We start from the raw sequence: 22,893 nt of genomic DNA, 5'->3' as shown, positions 1-22,893 counted from the left end.
CGTATGCTTCGGGCTTTGTCTCTTCTGTGACGCTTCGTGACACCGTGCGGCGTTGCCCACTAGCGCCGCAGCGTGAACTCGTCCGCGCCGCGCCGGTGCTCCCATTTCGCCTGCTCGAGTTCAGGCTGGTCGCACTCGGCTTCCGGATAGCCGACGCAGAGATAGGCGATGAACTTCCAGGTGGCGGGCACGTCGAGAATGGCGTGGATGCGATCGGGGTTCAGGATCGAGACCCAGCCAAGGCCGATGCCTTCCGCGCGCGCGGCGAGCCACATCGCGGTGATCGCGGCGACCACGGAATATTCCGTCGTCTCCGGCATGGTGGCGCGGCCGAGGCCGTGGCCGATGTCGCTGGCCTTGTCCGCGAACACGGCGAGATGTCCGGGGGCCTGTTCGAGGCCCGACAGTTTGAGCGTGGCATAGCGCGCCGCACGTTCGCCGGAATAGCAATTGAGCGCATCGGCATTGCACGCCCTGAAATCCTCGACCACAGCGCGGCGGCGTGCGTCATCGCCCACGATGACGAAGCGCCAGGGCTGGCTGAGGCCGACCGAGGGCGACAGGCAGGCGGTCTCGATCAGGCGGTCGATGGCGCCTTCGGGCAGCGGATCGCCGCGAAAACGGCGCACGTCGCGGCGCCACACGAACAGCTCGTGAAGGTGCCGGCGGAAAGTGTCGTCGAACTCGACCATGAGGTCAGCGTCCCATCTGGAAGGCTGCGGCGACCAGCAGGATCAGGATTTCGCCGATCTGCTCGAAGGCGCCGAGAATGTCACCGGTCTGCCCGCCGATCTGGCGGATGGCGAGACGCGCCAGCATCAGTCCGGCGAGCGAGAGCAGGATCAGGCCGACCAGCGCCTTGCCCGGCCCCAACGCCAGGGCAAGCACGAGCGTTCCAACCGCGAACGCGATCGCGATGCTGCGCCCGGGCGGTACACCTGCGCTCGCCGACAGCCCGTCGGGCCGCGCCGGCGGCACCAGCGACATGAAGGCCGGCACGCCCGCGCGCGCGGCAGCATGCGCGGCGCAGAGCGCGAACGTGACCGCCAAAGGACTGGAGATCGTCGCCAGCGCGCTCCAGCGCAGGCCGAACGACAGGATCAGCGCGCACGCGCCGTAAGTGCCGATCCGGCTGTCGCGCATGATCTCGAGCTTGCGCTCGCGCGTGCGGCCGCCGCCGAGCCCGTCGGCGGTGTCGGCAAGACCGTCCTCGTGCAGCGCGCCGGTGATGAGGGCCGTCGTCGCGAGCGCGAGCAGGGCGGCAAGGTTCGGCGCCAGTCCAAAGCGGATGGCCACCTTGTAGACGAACGCGCCGGCAAGGCCGACCAGAAGGCCCGCGATGGGCAGGGCCCAGGTCGCGCGCGCGACGGCACCGTCGGCGGCGGGCTTCGACGATGCGACGGGAAGGATCGTGACGAACGATGCCGCCATCCTGAGATCGGCGACAATGTCCTTGAGAAGCTCCGCGCGCGGCATCATTTCAGTTTCATCGGCAGGCCGGCGACGACGAACTCGACCTCGTCGGCGCACTCGGCAATCGTCTGGTTCATGATTCCCGCGGCGTCGCGATAGAGGCGCGCCAGCGCATTGTCGGGCACGATGCCGAGGCCGACTTCGTTGGTGACGAGGACAACCGGGCTGTTGAGGCGGGGCAGGGCGGCAGCCAATGCGTTGACTTCGCGCTCCCAGTCGCGCCCGGCATGCATCAGGTTGGAGAGCCACAGCGTCAGGCAATCCACCAGCCGCGCGCCGCCGCCGTCGCTTGCGAACAGCGCAGCCGCGAGATCGAGCGGCACTTCGCGCTCGATCCAGTCGGTTCCGCGGCGCGCGCGATGCTTGGCGATGCGCGCCTCCATTTCCCCATCCAACGCCTCGGCCGTCGCGACGTAGACGGGTTGCCCGGGAAAGGCGCGCGTGCGCATTTCCGCACGCTTGCTCTTGCCCGATCGCGCTCCGCCCGTGATCAGAATGACGGCCATCAATATCTCCTGTAGGCCTGACTAATCACCAAACGCGGCCAAAGACAAAGCCGAAATCAGGACGGTAGGGGCTTGCGCTCGCCCTCCGCTTTGCGCAACAGGGGCGGGACAGGAGGCGGGTTTGGGCTTTGCGGGCGCGATGGTGGTGGCGATGGCGGTGGATGCCCTTCTGGGCTGGCCGTCATGGCTGTTCGCACGCATCGGCCATCCCGTGACCTGGCTTGGACGGGCGATCGGCGCCATCGATGCCGCCTGGAATCGCGAGTCCGATCCGCCGGCGCTCCGCCGCGCTGCCGGCATTGCCGGCGCGTTGGTGGTGATCGCGATCTCCGTCGTGATCGGCTGGGTGATTCAGTCCTTGCTCACTTGGACATGGGTGCAGATCGTGCTGGTCGGCGTGCTCGCCTGGCCGCTGGTCGCGCTGCGCTCCTTGCATGATCACGTCGCCGCCGTCGCAACGCCGCTGCGGGCGGGCGACATCACCGCGGCCCGCGAGGCGGTCGCGCGCATCGTCGGACGCGATCCCGCGGCGCTCGATGAGGCCGGCATCGCGCGCGCGGCGATCGAGAGCCTCGCCGAGAATGCCTCCGATGGAATCGTCGCGCCCGTGTTCTGGGGCGCGCTGTTCGGCCTGCCCGGCATCCTGGGCTACAAGGCCATCAACACGCTGGACTCCATGATCGGCCATCGCAGCGCGCGTCACGAGGCGTTCGGCTGGGCCGCGGCGCGCATCGACGATGTCGCCAACTTCATTCCGGCACGCCTGACCGGATTTCTGTTCGTGCTGCTGGCACCGAGGCGATCCGAGGCGCTGTCATGCATGACGCGCGATGCGCGCCGCCACCGCTCGCCCAACGCCGGCTGGCCGGAAGCGGCCATGGCGGGTGCGCTTGGCGTCCGCCTCAGCGGCCCCCGCATCTACCACGGCAGCGTCACGAACGAGCCCTGGCTTAACGGCGGCGCGCGCGATCCGCTGGCCGCCGACATCGGCGAGGGATTGGCGGTCTACCGCCGCGCCATGCTGCTGCTCGCCGGCCTGCTTGCGATCCTCGCCTTCGCGTGAAAGAACGGGGCATGCGTGAGCACGGTGGAAATCTCGATCTGGCCCAGCAGCGGTTTGGCGGCCGCACTGAAGACTGGATCGATCTGTCGACCGGAATCAACCGGCTGCCTTATCCCGTCGGCGATTTGAGCATGCACGCGTGGACTGCGCTGCCGTCGCGAGCCGAGATCGAGGCGCTGCATCAGGCCGCGCGGCAGGCCTATCGCACCAGCGCTGCGATGGTCGCGATGGGCGGCGCGCAGGCCGCCATTCAACTGTTGCCGCAACTCGCGCCGTCCGGACGCGCGCGCATCCTCGCTCCAACCTACAATGAATATGCCGGGGTGCTGTCGTCGGCCGGCTGGGACGTTCATGAGGTCGGGGAACTCGACGCGCTCGCAGGCGCGGATATCGCCATCGTCGTCAATCCCAACAATCCCGACGGCCGGTGCTTTGCGCCGAAGGATCTGCTGGCGCTGCTGCCGCGTGTCGGCCGTCTCGTCATCGACGAGAGTTTTGTTGATGCCGTCCCGCATCTGTCGCTTGCACCGCAAGCGGATCGCCCGGGGCTGCTGATCCTGCGCTCGTTCGGCAAGTTCTATGGTCTTGCCGGCCTGCGGCTCGGGTTCGCGATCGGCAACGCAGCCGACATCGGCAAGCTCGCGGCGGCAGTCGGGCCCTGGCCGGTCTCGGGCGCGACGATTGAGATCGGCTGCCGCGCCTTGCGCGACGACGCGTGGGGCGAGGCGACGTCGGCGCGGCTGGCTCGCGATTGTGCCCGCCTCGATGACATGGCGCGCGCGCAGGACTGGACGCTCATCGGCGGCTCGCCGCTGTTCCGTCTCTACGAGACGCCTGACGCGCTTGCCGCGCAGGAGAGGCTGGCGCGTGGCCATATCTGGTCGCGCGTGTTCGCGCAAAAACCGACATGGCTGCGGCTCGGACTTCCCGGCAGCGAAGCCGAATGGTTGCGCCTCGCCGAGGTCCTAGCGCGCTAGCGCCAGCAGGCCTTCGACGTCGAGATGCGTCTCGATGTGGTCGGCGAGGGCCTCGAGCGCGCTTTCGACCCGGGCGTGATAGGGCTCCTCGCCCGCGGGAATGTCGAGCCTCGCGAGATATGCCCTGCGGAACTCGTCCGACGTGAACAGGCCGTGCAGATAGCTGCCCTGCACGCGGCCATCGCCCGACATCGCGCCTTCGGGCTCGCCGTTCAGCGTCGCGAATGGACGCGCACGATCCGGACCGTCGGTGCGGCCGATATGGATCTCGTAGGCCTCGATCGGCTGATCGGTAGCGGCATGCACAGCCGCGACACGCGTCAGTGTCTTCTGCGGGCTCATCACCGTCTCGACGTCCAGAAGCCCGAGCCCCGGCGTGTCGCCTGCGGGGCCTTCGATACCTTCAGGGTCGGCAACGCTGCGGCCGAGCATCTGGTAGCCGCCGCAGAGGCCGAGCACATAGCCACCGCGGCGGTGATGCGCGAGCAGATCGATGTCCCAGCCCTGCGCGCGCAGGAAGGCGAGATCGCCGCGGGTGGATTTCGAGCCGGGAATGATGACGACGCGGACGTCGCCGGGGATCGCCTCGCCCGGACGGACCATCACGAGATCCACGCCGGGCTCTAGCTTGAGCGGATCGAGATCGTCGAAATTCGCGATCCGCGACAGCGCGAGGCAGGCGATCTTGCACTGGCCCGGCTTGCGCGCATCGCTAAGGCCCAGCGCATCCTCGGCCGGCAGCTCGCCGGCGCGCGGAAACCACGGCAGCACGCCGAGGCCGCACCACGCGGTCTTCTCCGCGATCAGCTTGTAACCGTCGTCGAACAGCGTGGGATCGCCGCGGAACTTGTTGATGACAAAACCCTGGATCATCGCGGCATCGTCGGGGTCGATCACCGTCTTGATGCCGACGAGCTGCGCGATGACGCCGCCGCGATCGATGTCGCCGACCAGCACGACCGGCACATCGGCCTTGCGCGCGAAGCCCATATTGGCGATGTCGGCCTTGCGCAAATTCACTTCGGCCGGGCTGCCCGCGCCTTCGACCAGCACCAGGTCGGCGCGCGCCTTCAGCCGTTCAAAACTCTCCAGCACCGCGCCCATCAGCGACGGCTTCATCGCCGCATATTCGCGCGCCCGCGCGGTCGCGATGCGCTTTCCATGCACGACGACTTGCGCGCCGACATCGGTCTCCGGCTTGAGCAGCACCGGGTTCATGTCGGTGTGCGGCTCGACGCCGGCCGCGAGCGCCTGCAGCGCCTGGGCGCGGCCGATCTCGCCGCCGTCGACGGTGACGGCGGCGTTGTTCGACATGTTCTGCGGCTTGAAGGGAAGCACACGCAGGCCGCGGCGCGTGAAGGCACGCGCGAGGCCGGCGACGATGAGCGACTTGCCCACGTCCGAGCCGGCCCCCTGGATCATCAGCGCGCGTGCCATCGCCGTGTCAGAACTCGACGCCGGCCTGCGCCTTGATGCCGGAGCGGAACGGGTGCTTCACCAGCGTCATCTCGGTGACGAGATCGGCGATCTCGATCAGCTCGTCCTTGGCGTTGCGGCCGGTGAGCACGACATGCGTCATCGCGGGCTTTGAGCTCGTCAGGAATTCGACCACTTCGGCGATGTCGAGATAGTCGTAGCGTAGCGCGATGTTGATCTCGTCGAGCACGACCATGCGAAGGTTTTCGTCGAGAATCAGCTCCTTGGCCTTCTCCCAGCCGGCGCGCGCGGCGGCGATGTCGCGCGCTCGGTCCTGCGTCTCCCAGGTGAAGCCTTCGCCCATCGCGTGGAACTGGCAGAGCTCGCCGAAATGGCCGGTGAGCAGCCGCCGCTCGCCGGTATCCCAGGCGCCCTTGATGAACTGCACGACGGCACAGGGAAAGCCATGGGCGACACAGCGGACGATCATGCCGAAGGCCGAGGAGGACTTGCCCTTGCCGGCGCCGGTGTGGACGATGATGAGGCCCTTTTCGCCGCTCTTGGTCGCCATGATCTTGTCGCGGGCGGCCTTCTTCTTCGCCATTTTCTGGGCGTGCCGGGCGTCGGTTTCCTCGGCTGTTTGGCTATCCGGTTCAGGCGTCATCGGTCCCGGTCCTTCGGCTTGACAAGAGGCGGCCGGGGGCAAATGGTGGCCCGGCGCTGGTTCCTGTCCTATGACAGGCGAAGAGGGAATGCGATAGGGTCCGAATCGGCAAGATTTGGGTTCAAAACGCAGCCGCCCCCGCGACCGTGACCGGAGAGATGCCCGAAGCCACTGATCCCTCACGGGATCGGGAAGGCGGGGATCGAAGGGCCAAAACCCTGCTCCGCAAGCCGGGAGACCTGCCAGCGCGGACGAGTTTTGGACCGGCGGACGGGGTGTTCCGCGACGGGGAAACGGCCTCTCAAGTCAGGGTCCGTGCGCCTCATCGCCGCCCGCTGACTATCCTGGAAGAGGCGATGACCGTCACACTTCACGTCTGTATCACCTGCCGCGCCGGCCAGACGCTCGGCGAGGGCGAGACCACGCCCGGTAAGCGGCTGCATGGCGCGATCCTCGAGGCGGGCGTGCCCGAGGGCGTCAACGTGGTTCCCGTGGAATGCCTATCTGCATGCAGCCAGGGCTGCTCGGTTGCGCTCAGCGCGCCTGGTCGCTGGTCTTATGTCTATGGCCGCCTGTCGGACGCCAATGCGCAGGACGTCGTCGCGGGCGCCGCGGCCTACGCGGCGGCGCCTGACGGAATCGTGCCGTGGCGCAGCCGTCCCGAAATCTTCCGCAAGCAGTCGCTTGCCCGCATTCCTCCCCTTACCGTCATTCCCGAGGCCGCAGAATGAACTCGCTCGCAAAAGTACCCGTCACTGTGGTCACCGGTTTTCTCGGTTCCGGCAAGACGACGCTGATCCAGCACCTGCTCAGCAATCCCAACGGCAAGAAGCTCGCGGTGCTCGTCAACGAGTTCGGCAGCGAGGGTGTCGATGGCGAAATCCTGAAGTCCTGCGCCGATGCCAATTGCCCGGAGGAGAACATCGTCGAGCTCGCCAATGGCTGCATCTGCTGCACTGTTGCCGACGATTTCATTCCGACCATGGAGCAGCTGCTGGCGCGGCCGGTGCGGCCCGATCACATCCTGATCGAGACCTCGGGCCTGGCGCTGCCCAAGCCGCTGCTGAAGGCGTTCGACTGGCCGGAGATCCGCTCGCGCATCACGGTCGATGGCGTGATCGCGCTCGCCGATGCCGAAGCCGTCGCGGCCGGCCGCTTTGCGCCCGATCCGGATGCGGTCGAAGCGCAGCGCGCCGCGGACGAGAATCTCGACCACGAGACGCCGCTGTCGGAAGTGTTCGAGGATCAGATCGCCTGCGCCGACATCGTGCTGCTGACGAAGGCCGACCTTGCCGGCAGCGAAGGGATCGAAGCCGCCAAGGCCGTGATCACCGCCGAGATGCCGCGCCGCGTGCCGATGCTGCCCGTGACTGACGGCGCGATCGATGCGCGCGTCATCCTCGGCCTTGGAGCAGCCGCCGAGAACGACCTCGCCGCGCGCCCCTCGCATCACGACGGCGAGGAGGAGCACGAGCACGACGATTTTGCGTCCGTCGTGATCGATCTTCCTGAAGTCGCCGACGTTGATGCACTCGTCGCATCGGTGCAGAAGCTGGCGCGCGAGCAGAACGTGCTGCGCGCGAAAGGCTACATCGCCGTCGCCGGCAAGCCGATGCGGCTGCTGCTGCAGGCGGTCGGCGAGCGCGTGCGTCACCAGTTCGACAAGCCCTGGGGCGCGGGCAACAGGCAGTCAAAGCTCGTCGTGATCGGCGAGCACGGCGATATCGACGAGGCTGCGATCAAGGCGGGATTGGGAGTCTGATGCACGTCGTTTTCCGCGAGAGCCGCGGTCTCGAGGAGACCGCGACGCCAAGAGACATCGGCCAGGACCCGGCCGATCTCGTGGTGCTCTCGTATTCGGATTCCGACCTTGCCGCGTTTGCGGCCGGCTGGCGGCGCGGGCAGCGCAGCCTGCCGTCGCTGCGGCTCGCCAATCTCGCGGAGCTGCGTCATCCGCTCTCGGTCGATACCTATATCGAGCGCACGCTGTCGCAGGCGCGCGGCATTCTGGTGCGGCTGATCGGCGGTGAGTCCTATTGGCCGTATGGTCTGGCCGCGCTCCAGCAGCTCGCAAAGGATCGCAATATCGTGCTGGCCGTGCTGCCGGCAGACGGTCGTGACGACGTCAGGCTCGACGCGTACTCAACCTTGCCGGTCTCGACGCTGCGGCGGCTCAAAACTCTGTGCGACACCGGCGGCCCGGTTGCCGCGCAGGCCGCGATCGCGCAGCTTGCGTTAGCCTCCGGGCTTTATGCAGGTCCGGTCGTCGGCGAGATGACCGTGCCGGAGATGGGCTTTTATGATCCCGCGCGCGGTGTCATTGCTGCGCCGGCGGGCGGGACGAAGCCGCTCGCGCTCGTGACGTTCTATCGCTCCTATCTCACTGCCGCGGATACCGGCCCGGTCGATGCCCTGATTGCCGCGCTGCGCGAGAAGGGTTTTGATGCGTATGGCGCGTTCGTCACCTCGCTGAAGGGCCCAGGCGTTGCCGGCTGGCTGCGGCACTATCTTGCGCAGAATGTACCGGCCGCCATCGTCAATGCGACGGCATTTTCTGCGATGGGCGAAGACGGCACCACGCCGTTCGACGCTGCGCCATGTCCGGTCTTCCAGGTCGCGCTTTCGTCGGCGCGGCGCGAGGACTGGGCGGAATCGCTGCGTGGCCTGTCGCCCGGCGACCTTGCGATGCATGTGGTGCTGCCCGAGGTCGATGGCCGCGTGTACACAGGCGTGGTGAGCTTTAAGTCGGCGGCAGAGCGCGATCCCGATCTGCAGTTCTCGCATCTGGCGCACAGGCCAGATGAGGATCGCGTGAACGCCGTCGCGGCGCGCGTGGCGGCCTGGCGGCGACTTGCGGAGAAGCCGGTTCCCGAGAAGCGGCTGGCGATCGTGCTCTCGAACTATCCGGGCCGGCCGCACCAGATCGCGCATGCGGTCGGGCTGGATGCGCTGGCGTCGGTCGAGGCCTTGGTATCCGATCTCGCGGAAACCGGCTTCGATGTCGAGCCGGTCCATGCGCTCGGCGAAACGCTGCTGAACCGGCAACTAACCTGGAGCGTCGCCGACTACCGCGCGGCACTCTCGCGCCTTCCGCAAGTGCTGCAGGATGATCTCGCGCAAGCATGGGGCGCGCCGGAGAGCGATCCGAATTGCCGCGATGGCGCATTCCAATTCGCGGCCGTCGCTTGCGGCCAATCGATCGTCGCGGTCCAGCCGGAGCGCGGCGATGCGGTGGCGCGCGATGCCGACTACCACGATCTCGGCCGCACGCCGCGCCATGCCTATGTCGCGTTCTATCTCTGGCTCCGTGAGCAGGGCTACGATGCCCTCGTGCACATGGGCGCACATGGCACGCTGGAATGGCTGCCCGGAAAATCCGTGGCGCTGTCGCCCGCGTGCTGGCCGGAAGCGCTGATCGGCGATCTCCCCGTCGTCTATCCTTTCATCGTCAACGATCCCGGCGAGGCCGCGCAGGCCAAGCGTCGCATCGGCGCGGTGACGATCGGTCATCTGCCGCCGCCGCTCGAAAGCTCCGCCGTGCCGGAAGGCCTGCGTCGCCTCGAGCGCCTCCTCGACGAATATTCGACTGCCGATGGTCTCGATCCCGCGCGCCGGCAACGACTGATCGCCGCGATCCGTGACGAGGCGCGTGCCGCAGGGCTCGAAGACGATCTCGGCCTCGATGCATCGGCTGCACCCGCCGAGGCCATTCCGCGGATCGACCGCTTCGTATGCGACCTCAAGGAGAGCCAGTTCGGCGACGGCCTGCATGTGTTCGGACGCGGCACCTGCGGTAGCGCCGAGCGGGATGCGCTGCGTGCTGCGCTCGCGGGGCAGCGCGTCGCGCCGGGGCCGTCGGGCTCGCCCTATCGCGGTCGTCAGGACGTGCTGCCGACAGGACGCAATCTCTTTGCCGTCGATCCGCGCGCGGTGCCGACGCCGTCCGCGCATGCGCAAGGCATCAAGCTCGCGGAGGAACTGCTGCGGCGCCATCTGCAGGATCACGGCGACTGGCCGAGAGGTCTTGTGGTCGACCTCTGGGGCTCGGCGACGATGCGCACCGCAGGCGAGGAGTTCGCCATGGCGCTGCATCTGGCAGGCCTCGCGCCGCGCTGGGATCACGCTTCGGGCCGCGTCACCGGCTACGACATCATCGCGCCGGCCGAGCTCGGCCGTCCCCGTATCGACGTCACGCTGCGGGTATCGGGCCTGTTCCGCGATGTCTTCGCGGGTCTTGCACAATTGTTCGAGGCTGGATCGCAGGCGCTCGCCTCGCGCGAGGACGAAGGCGAGGAGAACCCGTACCGCCACCGCGCCTCCCGCGTGTTCGCGCCGCGGCCCGGACAATACGGTGTCGGCCTCTCGGCAATCCCCGATGCCTTCACACAAGAGACGCGCGACGCCGCCGGCGAGGCCTGGCTGTCGGCCTCGTCCTGGGCATTCTCCGCCGATGGCGAGATCAGGCCCGATCGCGCCGGCATCGAACAGCGGCTCGCCGCCGCCGACGCGTTCGTCCACGTCCAGGATCTGCCCGAAACCGATCTGCTGCTCGCCGCGGACTATGCCGCGCACGAAGCCGGCGTCGCGGCGGCGGCCGCCCATCTCGCCGCAGCCGGACCCTCGCTCTATCACCTCGATACGACGCGCCCCGAGCAGCCGCATGCGCGCACGCTGACCGAGGAAATCTCCCGTGTCGTCCGCGCGCGCGCGGCCAATCCGGCCTGGATCGCGGGCATGATGCGCCACGGTTTCCGCGGGGCGGCCGAGATCACCGCGACGCTGGAACACATGGCCGCCTTCGCGCATCTGGCGGGCGCCGTGCCGCCGCATCTGTTCGATCTCTACTACGACGCGACGCTGGGCCACGACGAGGTCCGCGCCTTCATGGCTCGCGAGAATCCGGCGGCCCTTGCCGCGATGGAGACGTGCTTCACCCGCCTGCACGAGGCGTCGCTCTGGCGAACCCGCCGCAATTCGATCGCGGCTGCGTTGCGGGAGGCCTCATGAGCGCGACCATGGTCAAGGGCTGGTGCCCGGGCGCGCTGCGGCCGATGCAATCGGGCGACGGGCTCGTGGTCCGCGTGCGGCCGTTCGGCGGTCGGCTCGATGCGGCGCAGGTCTCCGGACTGGCGCATCTCGCCGAGCGTCATGGCAATGGCCTGATCGACGTCACCAGCCGCGCCAATCTCCAGATCAGGGGCGTCAGCGAAAGCAGCCATCGGCTGCTGCTCGATGGCCTGGCGCAACTGGCGTTGCTCGATCCCGACGCCGATACCGAATCCCGACGCAACATCCTGGTGACGCCGTTCTGGCGCGTGGGTGACGAGACCCAGGCGCTGGCCGCCGAGCTCGAAGAGGCACTTGAGAACAGCCTGCTCGCGCTTCCAACCAAGTTCGGCTTTGCCATCGACGACGGCAGCTCGCGCGTGCTCGCCGGCGATTCTGCCGACGTGCGGATCGAGCGCGATCGTGCCGGCGGATTGCTGGTGCGCGCCGATGGTGCCAGGCGCGGCCGTTTGGTCGCGCGCGGCGAGGCCGTCGCCACTGCGCTCGCGCTCGCGGACTGGTTCGTGTCATCGGGTGGCCCCAGGGGCGGGCGAGGGCGCATGGCCGCGCATCTCGCAGCCGGTGCGGAATTGCCCGATGCGTTGCGGGGCGAGACCGAGCCTTCGCCGGTCATGGCGGCTGCGCGTCCCGGCCTTTATCCGCAGGGCGCGATGGTTGGCGTTGCCTTCGGACAGATGCCGCATGGCACGCTCAACCAGTTCGCCGGTTGCGGACATGCGCTGCGCATGACGCCGTGGCGGATGGTGTTGAGCGAAGACAAGCGGACGATGCCGTCCGCGGCCGGCCTCATCACCGAAGCCTATGATCCGGCGCTGCGCGTCATCGCCTGCAGCGGTGCGCCGCGCTGTCGCGAGGCCCATGCTGACACCCGTGCTCTGGCCGCCGCGCTCGCGCCGAACATCGGTGCGGCGGCCCGGCTGCACGTCTCCGGCTGCGCCAAGGGCTGCGCGCATTCCGGCGCGGCCGCGATCACGCTGGTCGCGACCGGTGCGGGCTTCGATCTCGTCCGCGGCGGATCGACCCGCGACGAGCCCATCCTGCGCGGGCTGAACCGCGACGACATCGTCGGCAATCCCTCCATCCTGCTGGGAGGGCATTGATGCCGCACGTCTACGAAACCGATGGCGCGGCGATCTACCGCCAGTCCTTTGCGACCATCCGCGCCGAGGCCGATCTGGCGCGCTTCGCGCCCGATGAAGAACAGGTCGTGGTGCGGATGATCCATGCCGCCGGCATGGTGGGGCTCGAGGCGCATATCCGCTTCACGCCGGGCATGGCGACCGCTGCGCGCGCAGCGTTGCAGAAGGGCGCCCCGATCCTGTGTGATGCGCGCATGGTCTCGGAAGGAATCACGCGAGCACGGCTTCCAGCAGCGAATGCCGTGATCTGCACGCTCGGTGATCCCACCGTGCCCGCACTGGCCCAGTCGATGCGCAACACGCGCTCGGCCGCGGCGCTCGAATTGTGGCGGCCGCATCTCGACGGCGCGATCGTCGCGATCGGCAACGCGCCGACGGCGCTGTTCCATCTCCTCAACATGCTGGAGGACCGTGACTGCCCGCGGCCGGCAGCCATCATCGGCTGTCCGGTCGGTTTCGTCGGCGCCGCCGAATCCAAGGCCGCGCTGATGGTCGATCCGCCGGTACCCGCACTGACGGTGGAGGGCCGCCTCGGCGGCTCCGCGATCACGGTCGCTGCCGTCAATGCGCTGGCGAGCCGGAGCGAATAGCGATGGGACGCATCATCTGCTGCGGTCTCGGCCCCGGTGATCCCGATCTGATGAGCGTGCGCGCCGATCGCACCGTGCGCGGCGCTGCGCATGTCGCCTATTTCCGCAAGAAGGGCAGGCCGGGTCAGGCGCGGCGCATCGTCGACGGCATGCTGGCGGCCGGCGTGACCGAGTATCCCATGGAATATCCGGTCACCACGGAGATCGCGTTCGACAGCCCCGAATACGTGCAGCTGCTCGCCGGCTTCTATGATGAATGGGCCGAGCGCCTGGCGCGGCTTTCGCGCGCGGTCGATGTTGTCGTGCTCTGCGAGGGCGATCCCTATTTCTACGGGTCGTTCATGCATCTGCACATGCGCCTGCAGGGCCGCGTCGAGATCGAGGTGATCGCGGGCATTCCCGGCATGGTCGGCTGCTGGAACGGCGTCGGACAGCCGATCGCGCTCGGCGACGACGTGACGACGGTGCTGATGGGAACGCTTCCCGAAGACGAGCTCGAACGCCGCATGCGCGATTCCGATGCGCTGGTCGTGATGAAGACCGGCCGCAATCTTGCGAAAGTGCGCCGCGCGCTCGCATCCGCCGGCCGGCTCGACGACGCCTGGCTGGTCGAACGCGGCACCATGCCGGGCGAGCGCGTCGTGCGACTCGCCGAGATCGACGCCGCCGACTGTCCTTACTTCGCGATCGTGCTCGTGCACGGCAAGGGCCGACATCTGGACGCCGCCGAATGACGGGCACGCTGACCATCGCGGGCCTCGGCCCGGGCAGCGAAGCGCTGGTGACGCCCGAAGTCACCGCCGCGCTCGCGACCGCGACCGACATCCTCGGCTATGCGCCTTACGTCTCGCGCGTGCCGCCGCGACCGGGCCTGAAGCTGCATCCGTCCGACAACCGCGAAGAGCTGCAGCGCGCGAGCGAGGCTCTGCGGCTTGCGGCCGAAGGCGGGCAGGTCGTCGTCGTCTCTTCGGGCGATCCCGGCGTCTTCGCGATGGCATCGGCCGTGTTCGAGGCGCTAGAACAGGCGCCGCGATATCGGGATCTGCCGATCCGCGTGCTGCCCGGCATCACCGCGATGCTGGCAGCTAGCGCGCGCGCCGGCGCGCCGCTCGGCCATGATTTCTGTGCGATCAATCTCTCCGATAATCTCAAGCCTTGGACCGTGATCGAGAAGCGCCTGCGCCTTGCGGCGGAAGCTGATTTCGCGATCGCGATGTACAACCCGCGCTCGGCGAGCCGCCCGGAAGGATTTGGCCGCGCGCTGGTGGTGCTGAAGGAGGCCGGTTGCGGCGAGCGTCTCGTGATCTTCGCGCGGGCGATCAGCGCGGCCGACGAGAGGATCGAGACCGTCACGCTGAACGAGGCGCGGCCCGAGATGGCCGACATGCGCACGCTGGTCATCATCGGCAATTCGCAGACGCGCCGCGTCGGCCGCTGGGTCTATGCGCCGAGGCGGGCAGAATGACCGAGCCACTGCATCACGTCGGTGACGCTCTCGACCCGCCGCCGCTCGGGCAGCTTTGGCCGCGAGATCATGATGACTGGGACGCCGAGCATGCGAGCAGCGTCGATCTTGGCGCGCGCACCGTCTCCGCCGGAGTTGCGGGCGACGATCCACGCAATGCCGCGCAGGCGCATCATCTCCAGCTCACCCTCGAGCGTGAACGGGCCGCGCGATACGATCACGTCCGCGGCAAAGGGCAGGGGCGCTTCGGGAGGATCGACGAAGCGCAGTGTGTAGGTGTGCTGCGGTTTGCCGGCGAACGGGGCGATGTGCTGGCGGCCGATGGCGAGGAACACGCGAGCGGCGGCGTCTGGCAGCGCGGCGGCCGCGGCGTTGACGTCCGCGACCTCGATCCAGTTGTCTCCTTGCGTCCTGTCCCATGGCATGCGTTCGAGCGCGATCAACGGCGTACCGGCTTCGGCGCACGCGGCGACCGCATTGCGGCTCATTTCGGCGGCGAAGGGATGCGTCGCGTCGATGACATGCGTGATGCCTTCGCGCCTGATATAGTCGGCAAGCCCGCTCACGCCGCCGAAGCCGCCGATGCGGGTCGGCAGCGGCTGGTCGGCGGGCGCGCGGGTGCGGCCGCCGTACGAATACACGGCGTCGATATGTGCTTGCGCGATCGCCGCTGCGAGCCGGCTCGCATCGGCCGTTCCGCCCAGAATGAGGGCGCGCGTCATGACTGATCCCTGGCTGACCATCATCGGTATCGGCGAAGATGGCCTTGCCGGGCTGTCGGAGGCAAGCCGAAAGGCGCTTGCGAAGGCCGAAACCGTATTCGGTGGTGAACGCCATCTCGCGCTGGCGGATGTCGGCGGCCGCGGCCGTCCGTGGCCGGTGCCGTTCGATGCGAATGTCGTGCTCGGCTGCCGCGGCCGTCCGACGGCCGTGCTCGCGTCCGGTGATCCCTTCTGGCACGGCGCAGGTGCAAGCCTTGCTGAAAAACTCGACGCAAGCGAGTGGATCGCGCGCCCGGCGCCATCGACATTCTCGCTCGCTGCGGCGAGGCTGGGTTGGCGGCTCGAATCCACCGTTTGTCTCGGTCTGCACGCCGCGCCGTTCGAGCGTCTCGTGCCGCATCTGGCGCGAGGCGCACGCGTCCTTTGTCTCGTGCGCGACGGGAAGGCTGTGGGCGATCTTGCGAAATGGCTGACTGCGCGCGGCTGGGGCGCCTCATCCTTCTGGACGCTCACAGCGCTCGGCGGGCCGCGTGAGGTCATCGCAAAGCATCGTGCCGACAATTTTGCGGGTGATGTCGCTGCAAACTTGCTTGCGGTGGCGATTGAGGCGAAGGGCGGGCAGGGCATTCCCCGCAGTTCCGGTCTGTCGGACGATCTCTTCCTCCACGACGGCCAGATCACCAAGCGGCCGGTGCGCGCGCTCGCGCTCTCGGCGCTGGCGCCCCGACCGGCTGAACGGCTGTGGGACGTCGGCGCGGGTTCGGGCTCGATCTCGGTCGAGTGGGCACTGTGCGGCGGGACAGCGACCGCCGTCGAGATGCGCGAGGATCGCGCCGCGAACATTCGCAGCAATGCCGCGGCGTTTGGGCTGGCGCATCGGATCACCATCATCACGGGGACCGCGCCCGAGGCGCTCGCCGCGCTGGAGCCGCCGGATGCCGTCTTCATCGGCGGCGGTCTCGATCGCGCAATGTTCGATGCGACCTGGTCCCGCCTTGCGCCGGGTGCGCGGCTCGTTGCGCATTCGGTCACGCTGGAGACGGAGGCGCTGCTGGGCGAGCTGCATCGGCAACACGGCGGCGAGTTGATGCGGGTGGAGATCGCGCATGCCGCGCCGCTCGGCCGCTACCGGTCCTGGGAGGCGGTGCGGCCGGTCGTGCAGTGGAGCGCTGTCCGATGAAGGTTGCCGGCTTCGGATTCAAGAAGGATGTCACGCTCGCCTCGTTGCGCGACGCGCTGCTGGCCGCCGGCGGTCCCGAGGGGCTTGCGGCCGTGGCGACCGTCAGCGACAAGGCCGATGCGGAAGCACTGAAGCAGCTCGCGCTGGAATGTGGCGTCCCGATCAAGGCCGTCCCGGCCGATATGCTCGCAAAGGTCGATACGCCGACGCAGTCGACAATCGTCGCGCAAAAATTCGGCACCGGATCGGTCGCCGAAGCCGCGGCGATCGCAGCCGCGGGCCCCCGCGCGCGCCTGATCGCAACGCGGGTCGTCTCGCAGGATCGGACCGCGACCGCCGCGATCGCGGAGGGAGACGGCGCATGACCGTGCATTTCATCGGCGCCGGGCCTGGGGCCCCCGATCTTCTCACCTTGCGTGGCCGCGACCTGATCGCGGCCTGTCCGGTCTGCCTCTATGCCGGCTCGCTGGTGCCCGAAGGCGTGCTGGCCCATTGCCCGCCCGGCGCGCACGTCGTCAACACCGCGCCGCTGTCGCTCGACGAGATCATCGCGGAGATCGCTGCCGCGCATGCCGAGGGCAAGGACGTCGCTCGCTTGCATTCCGGCGATCTCTCGATCTGGTCGGCGATGGGCGAACAGCTACGGCGCCTGCGTGCGCTCGGCATTCCCTTCACCGTCACGCCCGGCGTTCCCTCGTTCTCCGCCGCGGCGGCCGCGATCGAGGCCGAGCTGACCTTGCCGGGCCTTGCCCAGACGGTGGTGCTGACGCGCACGCCCGGCCGCGCCAGCGCGATGCCCGAGGGCGAGAAGCTGGCCGCGTTCGCCGCCACCGGCGCGGTGCTCGCGATCCACCTGTCGATCCATCTGCTCGACACGGTCGTCGCCGAGCTCACGCCGCATTACGGCGCGGATTGTCCCATCGCCATCGTCTGGCGCGCGAGCTGGCCTGAGCAGCGCATCGTCCGCGCGACGCTTGCGACGCTCGACGCCGCCGTGGGCAGCGAGATGGAGCGCACCGCGCTGATCCTGGTCGGCAGGACGCTGGGCGCTGCGGATTTCGATGAGAGCCGCCTTTATGCCGCCGACTACGACCGCCGCTATCGGCCGGTCGGCGTCGAGCCGCGCTTTCCGGAGGCATCGTGATGGCCGCTGGCCTCGTCATCTCCGCGCCGGCCTCGGGCGTCGGCAAGACCACGCTGACGCTCGCGCTCGCGCGCGCCTGGCGCAACCGCGGCCTTAGGGTGCAGTGCTTCAAGAGCGGTCCCGATTACATCGATCCCGCCTTCCACGCGGCCGCGACGGGCCGCGCCTCCGTCAATGTCGATAGCTGGGCGATGGACCGCAGCACCATCGCGCATCTCGTCAGCCGCGGCGCGGATGCCGACATTGTCCTCGCCGAGGGCTCGATGGGCCTGTTCGACGGCGTTGCCGCGCGCGGTGTTTCCGGGACCGGTGCCTCGGCCGACATCGCGGAGATGCTGGGCTGGCCGGTGGTGCTGGTGATCGATCCTTCCGGACAGGCGCAGACCGCAGCGGCGATCGCCGCGGGCCTGCGCGACTATCGCGCCGGCGTGCGGCTTGCCGGCGTCGTGCTCAACCGCATCGCCAGCCCGCGCCATGAGGACCTGGTGCGGCGCGCGCTCAACGATTCCGGCATCGCCGTGTTCGGTGCGCTGCCGCGTCATGCCGAAATCAGCCTGCCCAAGCGCCATCTCGGTCTCGTCCAGGCGGAGGAGCAGGCCGAGATCGGCAAGCTGATCGACGAGGCCGCGCGTTTCGTCGGCGAGCATGTCGATCTCGACGCGGTGCTGCGGGCGGCCGCCGGCTGGTCGCCGCAGCCCGCCGCGAACGGCCTCAACCTGACGCCGCCCGGCCAGCGCATCGCGCTTGCGCGCGACGCGGCGTTCTCCTTCGTCTATCCGCACATGCTGGAAGCCTGGCGCGCGGCGGGCGCGGAGATCGCGACATTCTCGCCGCTGGCCGACGAAGTCCCTGATGCCGCCGCCGACGTCTGCTGGTTGCCCGGCGGCTATCCCGAGCTTCACGCCGGAAAGATCGCGGCCAATGCGCGCTTCCGAAACGGCCTGCGCGCCTTCGCGGAGACCCGACCGGTGCACGGCGAATGCGGAGGCTATATGGTGCTGGGAACCGCGTTGACCGATGCCGATGGCGTCCGCCACGAGATGACCGGACTGCTCGGCCTGGAGACGAGCTTTGCCAAGCGCCGCATGCATCTGGGCTATCGCCTTGCCGCGCTCGCAGCGCCCATGCCGGGGCATCAAGCCGGCGCGCGCCTGCGCGGCCACGAATTCCACTACTCGACCATATTTTCCCAGCCCGATACGCCGCTGGCTGTCGTGCATGACGCCACCGGTGCTGTCATCGCCGAGACCGGCTCGCAGCGCGGCCGCGCCACGGGCACCTTCTTCCATCTGATCGCGGAGGACCGGTGAGCGGTTTTGTCAGTTTCGTCTCCGCCGGTCCCGGCGACCCTGAATTGCTCACGCTCAAGGGCGCCGCGCGGCTGCGCGAGGCCGACGTCGTGCTCTACGACGACCTCGCCTCCGGCGCGATCCTCGACCTCGCCCGGCCCGGCGCCAATCTCGTTGCGGTGGGGAAGCGGGCGGGGCGGCCCTCGACCAAGCAGCACCATGTCAATCGCCTGCTGGTCGACTATGCCGTCACAGGCGCGCGCGTGGTGCGGCTGAAGTCGGGCGATGCCGGCATTTTCGGCCGGCTCGAAGAAGAGCTGGAAACGCTGCGCGAGGCCGGCATCGGCTACGAGATCGTTCCCGGCGTCACCTCGGCCTGCGTCGCCGCCGCGCAAGCCGGCATTCCCCTGACCCGGCGCCACACCTCGCGCCGGGTGCAGTTCGTGACCGGGGCCGACGTCACCGGCGAGCTGCCGCCGAACCTGAACTGGGCGGCACTGGCTGATCCAGAGGCGACGACCGTCGTCTATATGGGCCGGCGTACCTTCCCGGCGCTTGCCGCAAAATTGATTGAGCATGGCCTCGCCCCCGAGACTCCGGCGCTGTTCGCCGAATCCCTTGGGCGCGCCGACGAGCGGCTGGTCCGCGCCACGATAGCCGAGCTGGCCGAGCAGCTTGCGCGGGGCGGAGCGGCCTCGACCGCGGCCGTCATCCTGTTCGGCGCGCTGGCGGGGGAATAAGTGTCATGACGCCCGTCGCCGCCGTTCGGCCCTTGCGCCCGGCGGACGAAACAGGCACACAGGATGGGCATGGTGCTCGACACGGCGCAAAGCGCCGGAGCATAATCGGGAATGGGGATGGGCGGACCCAGTTGCGGCGCCCAAAACCCCAGCCGCCCCCGCGACTGTAAGCGGTGAGGGGCTCCGATCAGCCACTGGGCCGCAAGGCTCGGGAAGGCCGGAGAACCCCAGTGAACCGCGAGCCAGGAGACCGGCCGTGCATGTTTTGAGGCCAAGGCCGTCGGGTGTGACGGCAGGAAGGAACTGAGCCATGCATATCGAACCCGGAATCGTGACGGGCGCCAAGCTCGTGTTGAGTTACGCAACCGGCATCGCCGCAGGCGGCGTCGCCTTGAAGCTCGCGGTCGAGACCGTGCGCGAGCAGGGCTTCGGCTCGCTCGCCGTGCGGACGCTTGCGACCACCGCGCTGGTCTTCACCTTCTTCGAGATCCTGCCGCACTTCCCGGTCGGCGTCTCCGAAGTGCACTTCATTCTCGGCTCGACCTTGTTCCTGCTGTTTGGCGCGGCGCCCGCGGCGCTCGGCCTTGCATTTGGCCTGCTGCTCCAGGGTGTGTTCTTCGAGCCCGCCGACATCCCGCAATACGGCATGAACGTCACGACGCTGCTGGTGCCGCTGTTCGGCATCCACGCGATCGCCTCGCGGATCATTTCGCGCAACACCGCCTATGTCGATCTGAAGTACCGCCAGGCGCTGGCGCTCTCGACGACCTATCAGGCCGGCGTGATCGGCTGGGTGGCGTTCTGGGCGCTCTATGGCTCGGGTTTTGCCATGAGCAACCTCGCCAACATCGCGACGTTTGCGGCGTCCTACGCGCTGGTCATCGTGATCGAGCCGCTGGCCGATCTCGCGGTGCTGGCGCTGGCGAAGTCGCTGCGCGGTGTCACCGCGCCGGGCCTCGTCACCCCGCGCCTGCATAACGCAGCCTAAGAGATCAGGGGCGGCCGCAAAGGCCGCCCCACACGCCCGATGCTCACGCTCTCCCTGATCGGCATCGGTTGCGGCGATCCCCGGCAGCTGACGCGTGCCGCGATCGATGCGATCAACGCGGCCGATCTCGTCCTGATCCCGCGCAAGGGCAGCGCCAAGTCCGATCTCGCCGATCTCAGGCGGACGATCTGCGCGGATGTTCTCACCAACGACAAGCCTCGCATTGCCGAGTTCGATCTCCCCGTGCGCGACGCGGGCGAAGCGGACTACCGGAAAGGCGTGGACGATTGGCACGATGCGGTCGCAGCCGCATGGTCGCAGACAATCGCAAGCCATCTCCCAGGCGACGGCAAGATCGCGCTGCTGATCTGGGGCGATCCGTCGCTGTACGATTCCTCGCTACGCATCGCGCGGCGGCTCGATCCCTTACCCAGGATCGAGGTCGTGCCCGGCATCACCTCGATCCAGGCGCTGTGCGCGGCCCATGCGCTGCCGCTCAACGACATCGGCGAGCCCTTTCTGGTCACGACAGGCCGTCGCCTCCGGGATGGTGGCTGGCCGCAGGGCGTCGACACGGTGGTCGTGATGCTCGACGGCGGCACGGCGTTCCAGTCGCTCGATCCGGAAGGGCTTCAGATCTGGTGGGGCGCCTATCTCGGCATGTCCGATCAGATCATCCTGTCCGGCGCGCTCGCTGATGCCGGCCCGCGCATCGTCGCGCTGCGGCAGGCGTCACGCGAACGCCACGGCTGGATCATGGACAGCTACATTCTCAAGCGCAGGCCGTAAGCGAGGCAGCATGCTCCCCGAATGGGTCACCCAGGAATGCCCCGAGATCTCCGCCGCCCATCGCGACGCGGCGATCACGCGGCAAGCGCAACTGACAAAACCGACCGGCGCGCTCGGCCGGCTCGAGCAACTCGCGATCGAACTTGCCGGCCTGCAGGCGACTGAACAACCGCGTGCGGCGCGCGTGCCGATCATCGTCTTTGCCGGCGACCACGGCATCGTCGCGCAGGGCGTCTCGGCCTATCCGCAAGCCGTGACCATCGCGATGATGGCGAATTTCGCCTCGGGCGGCGCCGCGATCTCGGTGCTCGCGCGCGAGCTGGGCTCAAATCTTGACGTCGTCGACGCCGGCTCGCTGGCCGAACAGGCGATGGCGGGAGTCATCACCGACAAGCCGCGCAACGGCGCGCGCGATTTCAGCGTCGAGGCCGCACTCACGCCTGAGGAACTGGCGTTCGCCTTCGAAGCCGGCCAGCGCGCAGTCACGCGCGCAGAGGCCCATCAGCCTGATCTGCTCATCTTCGGCGAGATGGGCATCGGCAACACCACCGCCTCCGCGGCGATCGCCTCAAGCCTGCTCGGTGTCAGTGCCGAGGAGATCGCGGGCAGCGGCACCGGCATCGATGCAGCCGGCCGCGCGCACAAGGCGCGTGTGATCGACACCGCGATCGCGCGTCATGGCGTTGCGGGCGCGTCGGCCGAAAAGATCCTGTGTGCCGTCGGCGGCCTCGAGATCGCGGCGATCTCGGGCGCCATCATCGCGGCTGCGCAGGCCCGCATCCCCGTGCTGATCGACGGCTTCATCGTGTCGGTCGCGGCGCTCGCGGCTGCGCGGCTCAATCCGTCGTGCCAGCCGTTCCTGCTGCCGTCGCATCAGTCGGCGGAGCAGGGGCACCGTCTCGTGCTGCGTGCACTCAACGTGCAGCCGCTGATCAGCCTCGACCTCAGGCTCGGCGAGGGATCGGGCGCCGCGATCGCGCTGCCGCTGGTGCGCGCGGCCTGCGCGCTCCACAACGGCATGGCGACCTTCGCGCAGGCCAATGTACCTGACCGGCCTAGCGGATCCGCTGGTTGACGGAGACGACGCGCCATCCGTTCGCGAGCCGGTCGATCCGGGTCAGCGACAGCGGATCGATCACGAAGCGCAGCGCCGCTTCCGGTGTGAGGTCCAGCGCGATGCACAGCGCGGCGCGAATGGTGCCGGAATGGACGACGAGCATCGCGGAGCCGGGGCCGATCCGCGACAGGCCCAGCCGGACGCGCGCGACCTGGTCCTCGAAGCTTTCGCCGCCCGGCGGCCGTCCGCGCGCCGGATCGCTCCAGAAGTGCGCGTAAGTCTCGCCTCCGGTCGCGGCTAGCTCATCGTGCCTGCGGCCGGTCCAGTCGCCAAAGTGCTGCTCGCCGAATTCCTCCATCAACTCAGGCTCGAGCCCGAGCGCGCGGGCTGTTTCGACCGTGCGCCGCGAGGGGCTCGCAAAGCTTGCCGCATCGGGCGGCAAGCGCTGCCGCAACGCCTCCAGCTGCGCGCGATCGCCGAGGTCGGCCGGCGCGTCGGCGGCGTGGATCGTCCCCTTGATGCCATCCACGGGGGCATGCCGAACCAGCCAGAGGAAGGTCTCGCCTTCCATGCTTATCTCCAGGGAAGTTGGTAGCTGTGGCAATAACGCCGCAGCTTGCACAT

General features: G+C 68.6%; 24 protein-coding genes and 2 riboswitches. Of the genes, 17 read left to right on the top strand and 7 right to left on the bottom strand.

The window, feature by feature from the left end:
- Positions 1–59: 59 nt before the first annotated feature.
- Genes bluB through cobU form a run of 3 tightly spaced genes read right to left on the bottom strand, consistent with a single transcriptional unit; the run spans position 60 to position 1,979 of the window.
- A complete protein-coding gene (gene bluB / locus JQ617_RS25970) occupies positions 60–692 on the bottom strand; it encodes a 5,6-dimethylbenzimidazole synthase (RefSeq protein WP_212028803.1) in 633 nt (210 codons plus the stop codon).
- A 4-nt stretch (positions 693–696) separates the two neighbouring features.
- Entirely contained in the window at positions 697–1,479 is a 783-nt protein-coding gene (cobS, locus tag JQ617_RS25965) for an adenosylcobinamide-GDP ribazoletransferase (protein WP_212028802.1), read from the bottom strand.
- Positions 1,476–1,979, bottom strand: coding sequence for a bifunctional adenosylcobinamide kinase/adenosylcobinamide-phosphate guanylyltransferase (gene cobU / locus JQ617_RS25960; protein ID WP_212028801.1), 504 nt, complete (start codon positions 1,977–1,979; stop codon positions 1,476–1,478). Before cobU ends, cobS begins: the two co-directional genes overlap by 4 nt.
- 121 nt (positions 1,980–2,100) lie before the next feature.
- Between cobU and cbiB the strand changes: the two genes are divergently transcribed.
- Together cbiB and cobD are read left to right on the top strand one after the other, a co-directional pair.
- The gene (cbiB, locus tag JQ617_RS25955) at positions 2,101–3,042 is read left to right on the top strand and encodes an adenosylcobinamide-phosphate synthase CbiB (RefSeq protein ID WP_249157564.1); all 942 of its coding nucleotides are present in this window, start codon (positions 2,101–2,103) and stop codon (positions 3,040–3,042) included.
- Positions 3,043–3,053: 11 nt separating this feature from the next.
- A complete protein-coding gene (cobD, locus tag JQ617_RS25950) occupies positions 3,054–4,019 on the top strand; it encodes a threonine-phosphate decarboxylase CobD (RefSeq protein ID WP_212028800.1) in 966 nt (321 codons plus the stop codon).
- Here cobD and JQ617_RS25945 read toward each other — a convergent pair.
- Together JQ617_RS25945 and cobO are read right to left on the bottom strand one after the other, a co-directional pair.
- Positions 4,008–5,456, bottom strand: coding sequence for a cobyric acid synthase (locus tag JQ617_RS25945; RefSeq protein ID WP_212028799.1), 1,449 nt, complete (start codon positions 5,454–5,456; stop codon positions 4,008–4,010). The two genes, cobD and JQ617_RS25945, sit on opposite strands and share 12 nt — an antisense overlap.
- 7 nt (positions 5,457–5,463) lie before the next feature.
- A complete protein-coding gene (gene cobO / locus JQ617_RS25940; protein ID WP_212028798.1) occupies positions 5,464–6,099 on the bottom strand; it encodes a cob(I)yrinic acid a,c-diamide adenosyltransferase in 636 nt (211 codons plus the stop codon).
- 40 nt (positions 6,100–6,139) lie between these two features.
- Positions 6,140–6,360, top strand: a riboswitch (cobalamin riboswitch).
- Positions 6,361–6,455: 95 nt separating this feature from the next.
- Between cobO and JQ617_RS25935 the strand changes: the two genes are divergently transcribed.
- From JQ617_RS25935 to cobJ, 7 genes are read left to right on the top strand one after another with little or no spacing between them, the layout of a single operon-like run.
- Positions 6,456–6,830, top strand: coding sequence for a DUF1636 family protein (locus JQ617_RS25935; RefSeq protein ID WP_212028797.1), 375 nt, complete (start codon positions 6,456–6,458; stop codon positions 6,828–6,830).
- Positions 6,827–7,861: a cobalamin biosynthesis protein CobW gene (gene cobW, locus JQ617_RS25930; protein WP_212028796.1), complete on the top strand. Its 1,035-nt coding sequence runs from the start codon at positions 6,827–6,829 to the stop codon at positions 7,859–7,861. The genes JQ617_RS25935 and cobW overlap by 4 nt, the downstream gene beginning before the upstream one ends.
- Complete coding sequence (gene cobN / locus JQ617_RS25925; protein ID WP_212028795.1) at positions 7,861–11,106, top strand: cobaltochelatase subunit CobN; 3,246 nt, start codon at positions 7,861–7,863, stop codon at positions 11,104–11,106. Before cobW ends, cobN begins: the two co-directional genes overlap by 1 nt.
- The gene (cobG, locus tag JQ617_RS25920; protein ID WP_212028794.1) at positions 11,103–12,266 is read left to right on the top strand and encodes a precorrin-3B synthase; all 1,164 of its coding nucleotides are present in this window, start codon (positions 11,103–11,105) and stop codon (positions 12,264–12,266) included. Before cobN ends, cobG begins: the two co-directional genes overlap by 4 nt.
- Positions 12,266–12,895: a precorrin-8X methylmutase gene (locus tag JQ617_RS25915; protein ID WP_212028793.1), complete on the top strand. Its 630-nt coding sequence runs from the start codon at positions 12,266–12,268 to the stop codon at positions 12,893–12,895. Before cobG ends, JQ617_RS25915 begins: the two co-directional genes overlap by 1 nt.
- Positions 12,896–12,897: 2 nt before the next feature.
- Positions 12,898–13,629, top strand: coding sequence for a precorrin-2 C(20)-methyltransferase (locus JQ617_RS25910; protein ID WP_212028792.1), 732 nt, complete (start codon positions 12,898–12,900; stop codon positions 13,627–13,629).
- Positions 13,626–14,360 carry a precorrin-3B C(17)-methyltransferase gene (cobJ, locus tag JQ617_RS25905; RefSeq protein ID WP_212028791.1) on the top strand — a complete coding sequence of 245 codons (735 nt, stop codon included), beginning with the start codon at positions 13,626–13,628 and terminating at the stop codon, positions 14,358–14,360. Before JQ617_RS25910 ends, cobJ begins: the two co-directional genes overlap by 4 nt.
- On the opposite strand, the gene JQ617_RS25900 is transcribed toward cobJ, so the two are convergent.
- Positions 14,336–15,082, bottom strand: a complete 747-nt coding sequence (locus JQ617_RS25900; RefSeq protein WP_212028790.1) for a cobalt-precorrin-6A reductase — start codon at positions 15,080–15,082, stop codon at positions 14,336–14,338. The two genes, cobJ and JQ617_RS25900, sit on opposite strands and share 25 nt — an antisense overlap.
- Here JQ617_RS25900 and cbiE point away from each other — a divergent pair.
- The 8 genes from cbiE (at position 15,081) to cobT (ending at position 22,287) form a co-directional block, all read left to right on the top strand.
- Positions 15,081–16,262 carry a precorrin-6y C5,15-methyltransferase (decarboxylating) subunit CbiE gene (gene cbiE / locus JQ617_RS25895; protein ID WP_212028789.1) on the top strand — a complete coding sequence of 394 codons (1,182 nt, stop codon included), beginning with the start codon at positions 15,081–15,083 and terminating at the stop codon, positions 16,260–16,262. The genes JQ617_RS25900 and cbiE overlap by 2 nt on opposite strands.
- Entirely contained in the window at positions 16,259–16,627 is a 369-nt protein-coding gene (locus JQ617_RS25890) for a cobalamin biosynthesis protein (protein ID WP_212028788.1), read from the top strand. Before cbiE ends, JQ617_RS25890 begins: the two co-directional genes overlap by 4 nt.
- On the top strand, positions 16,624–17,406 hold the full coding sequence (gene cobM / locus JQ617_RS25885) for a precorrin-4 C(11)-methyltransferase (protein ID WP_212028787.1): 783 nt from the start codon (positions 16,624–16,626) through the stop codon (positions 17,404–17,406). Before JQ617_RS25890 ends, cobM begins: the two co-directional genes overlap by 4 nt.
- The gene (locus JQ617_RS25880; protein ID WP_212028786.1) at positions 17,406–18,716 is read left to right on the top strand and encodes a cobyrinic acid a,c-diamide synthase CobB; all 1,311 of its coding nucleotides are present in this window, start codon (positions 17,406–17,408) and stop codon (positions 18,714–18,716) included. The genes cobM and JQ617_RS25880 overlap by 1 nt, the downstream gene beginning before the upstream one ends.
- Entirely contained in the window at positions 18,713–19,435 is a 723-nt protein-coding gene (cobA, locus tag JQ617_RS25875; RefSeq protein WP_212028785.1) for a uroporphyrinogen-III C-methyltransferase, read from the top strand. The genes JQ617_RS25880 and cobA overlap by 4 nt, the downstream gene beginning before the upstream one ends.
- A gap of 53 nt (positions 19,436–19,488) precedes the next feature.
- Positions 19,489–19,708: riboswitch (cobalamin riboswitch) on the top strand.
- Between the two features lie 37 nt (positions 19,709–19,745).
- Complete coding sequence (locus tag JQ617_RS25870; protein ID WP_063694320.1) at positions 19,746–20,423, top strand: energy-coupling factor ABC transporter permease; 678 nt, start codon at positions 19,746–19,748, stop codon at positions 20,421–20,423.
- 39 nt (positions 20,424–20,462) lie between these two features.
- Positions 20,463–21,212 carry a precorrin-6A synthase (deacetylating) gene (gene cobF / locus JQ617_RS25865; RefSeq protein ID WP_212028784.1) on the top strand — a complete coding sequence of 250 codons (750 nt, stop codon included), beginning with the start codon at positions 20,463–20,465 and terminating at the stop codon, positions 21,210–21,212.
- A gap of 10 nt (positions 21,213–21,222) precedes the next feature.
- Positions 21,223–22,287, top strand: a complete 1,065-nt coding sequence (gene cobT, locus JQ617_RS25860) for a nicotinate-nucleotide--dimethylbenzimidazole phosphoribosyltransferase (protein ID WP_212028783.1) — start codon at positions 21,223–21,225, stop codon at positions 22,285–22,287.
- Here the strand turns inward: cobT and JQ617_RS25855 are convergent.
- Positions 22,268–22,840, bottom strand: coding sequence for a histidine phosphatase family protein (locus JQ617_RS25855; RefSeq protein ID WP_212028782.1), 573 nt, complete (start codon positions 22,838–22,840; stop codon positions 22,268–22,270). The genes cobT and JQ617_RS25855 overlap by 20 nt on opposite strands.
- Positions 22,841–22,893: the final 53 nt, after the last annotated feature.

Origin of the sequence: Bradyrhizobium sp. KB893862 SZCCT0404 (genome assembly GCF_018130885.1) — a bacterium.
Classification (GTDB): domain Bacteria; phylum Pseudomonadota; class Alphaproteobacteria; order Rhizobiales; family Xanthobacteraceae; genus Bradyrhizobium; species Bradyrhizobium stylosanthis.
Note: the sequence above shows the minus strand (reverse complement) of the source record. Positions and strands in the feature narration are given on the sequence as shown.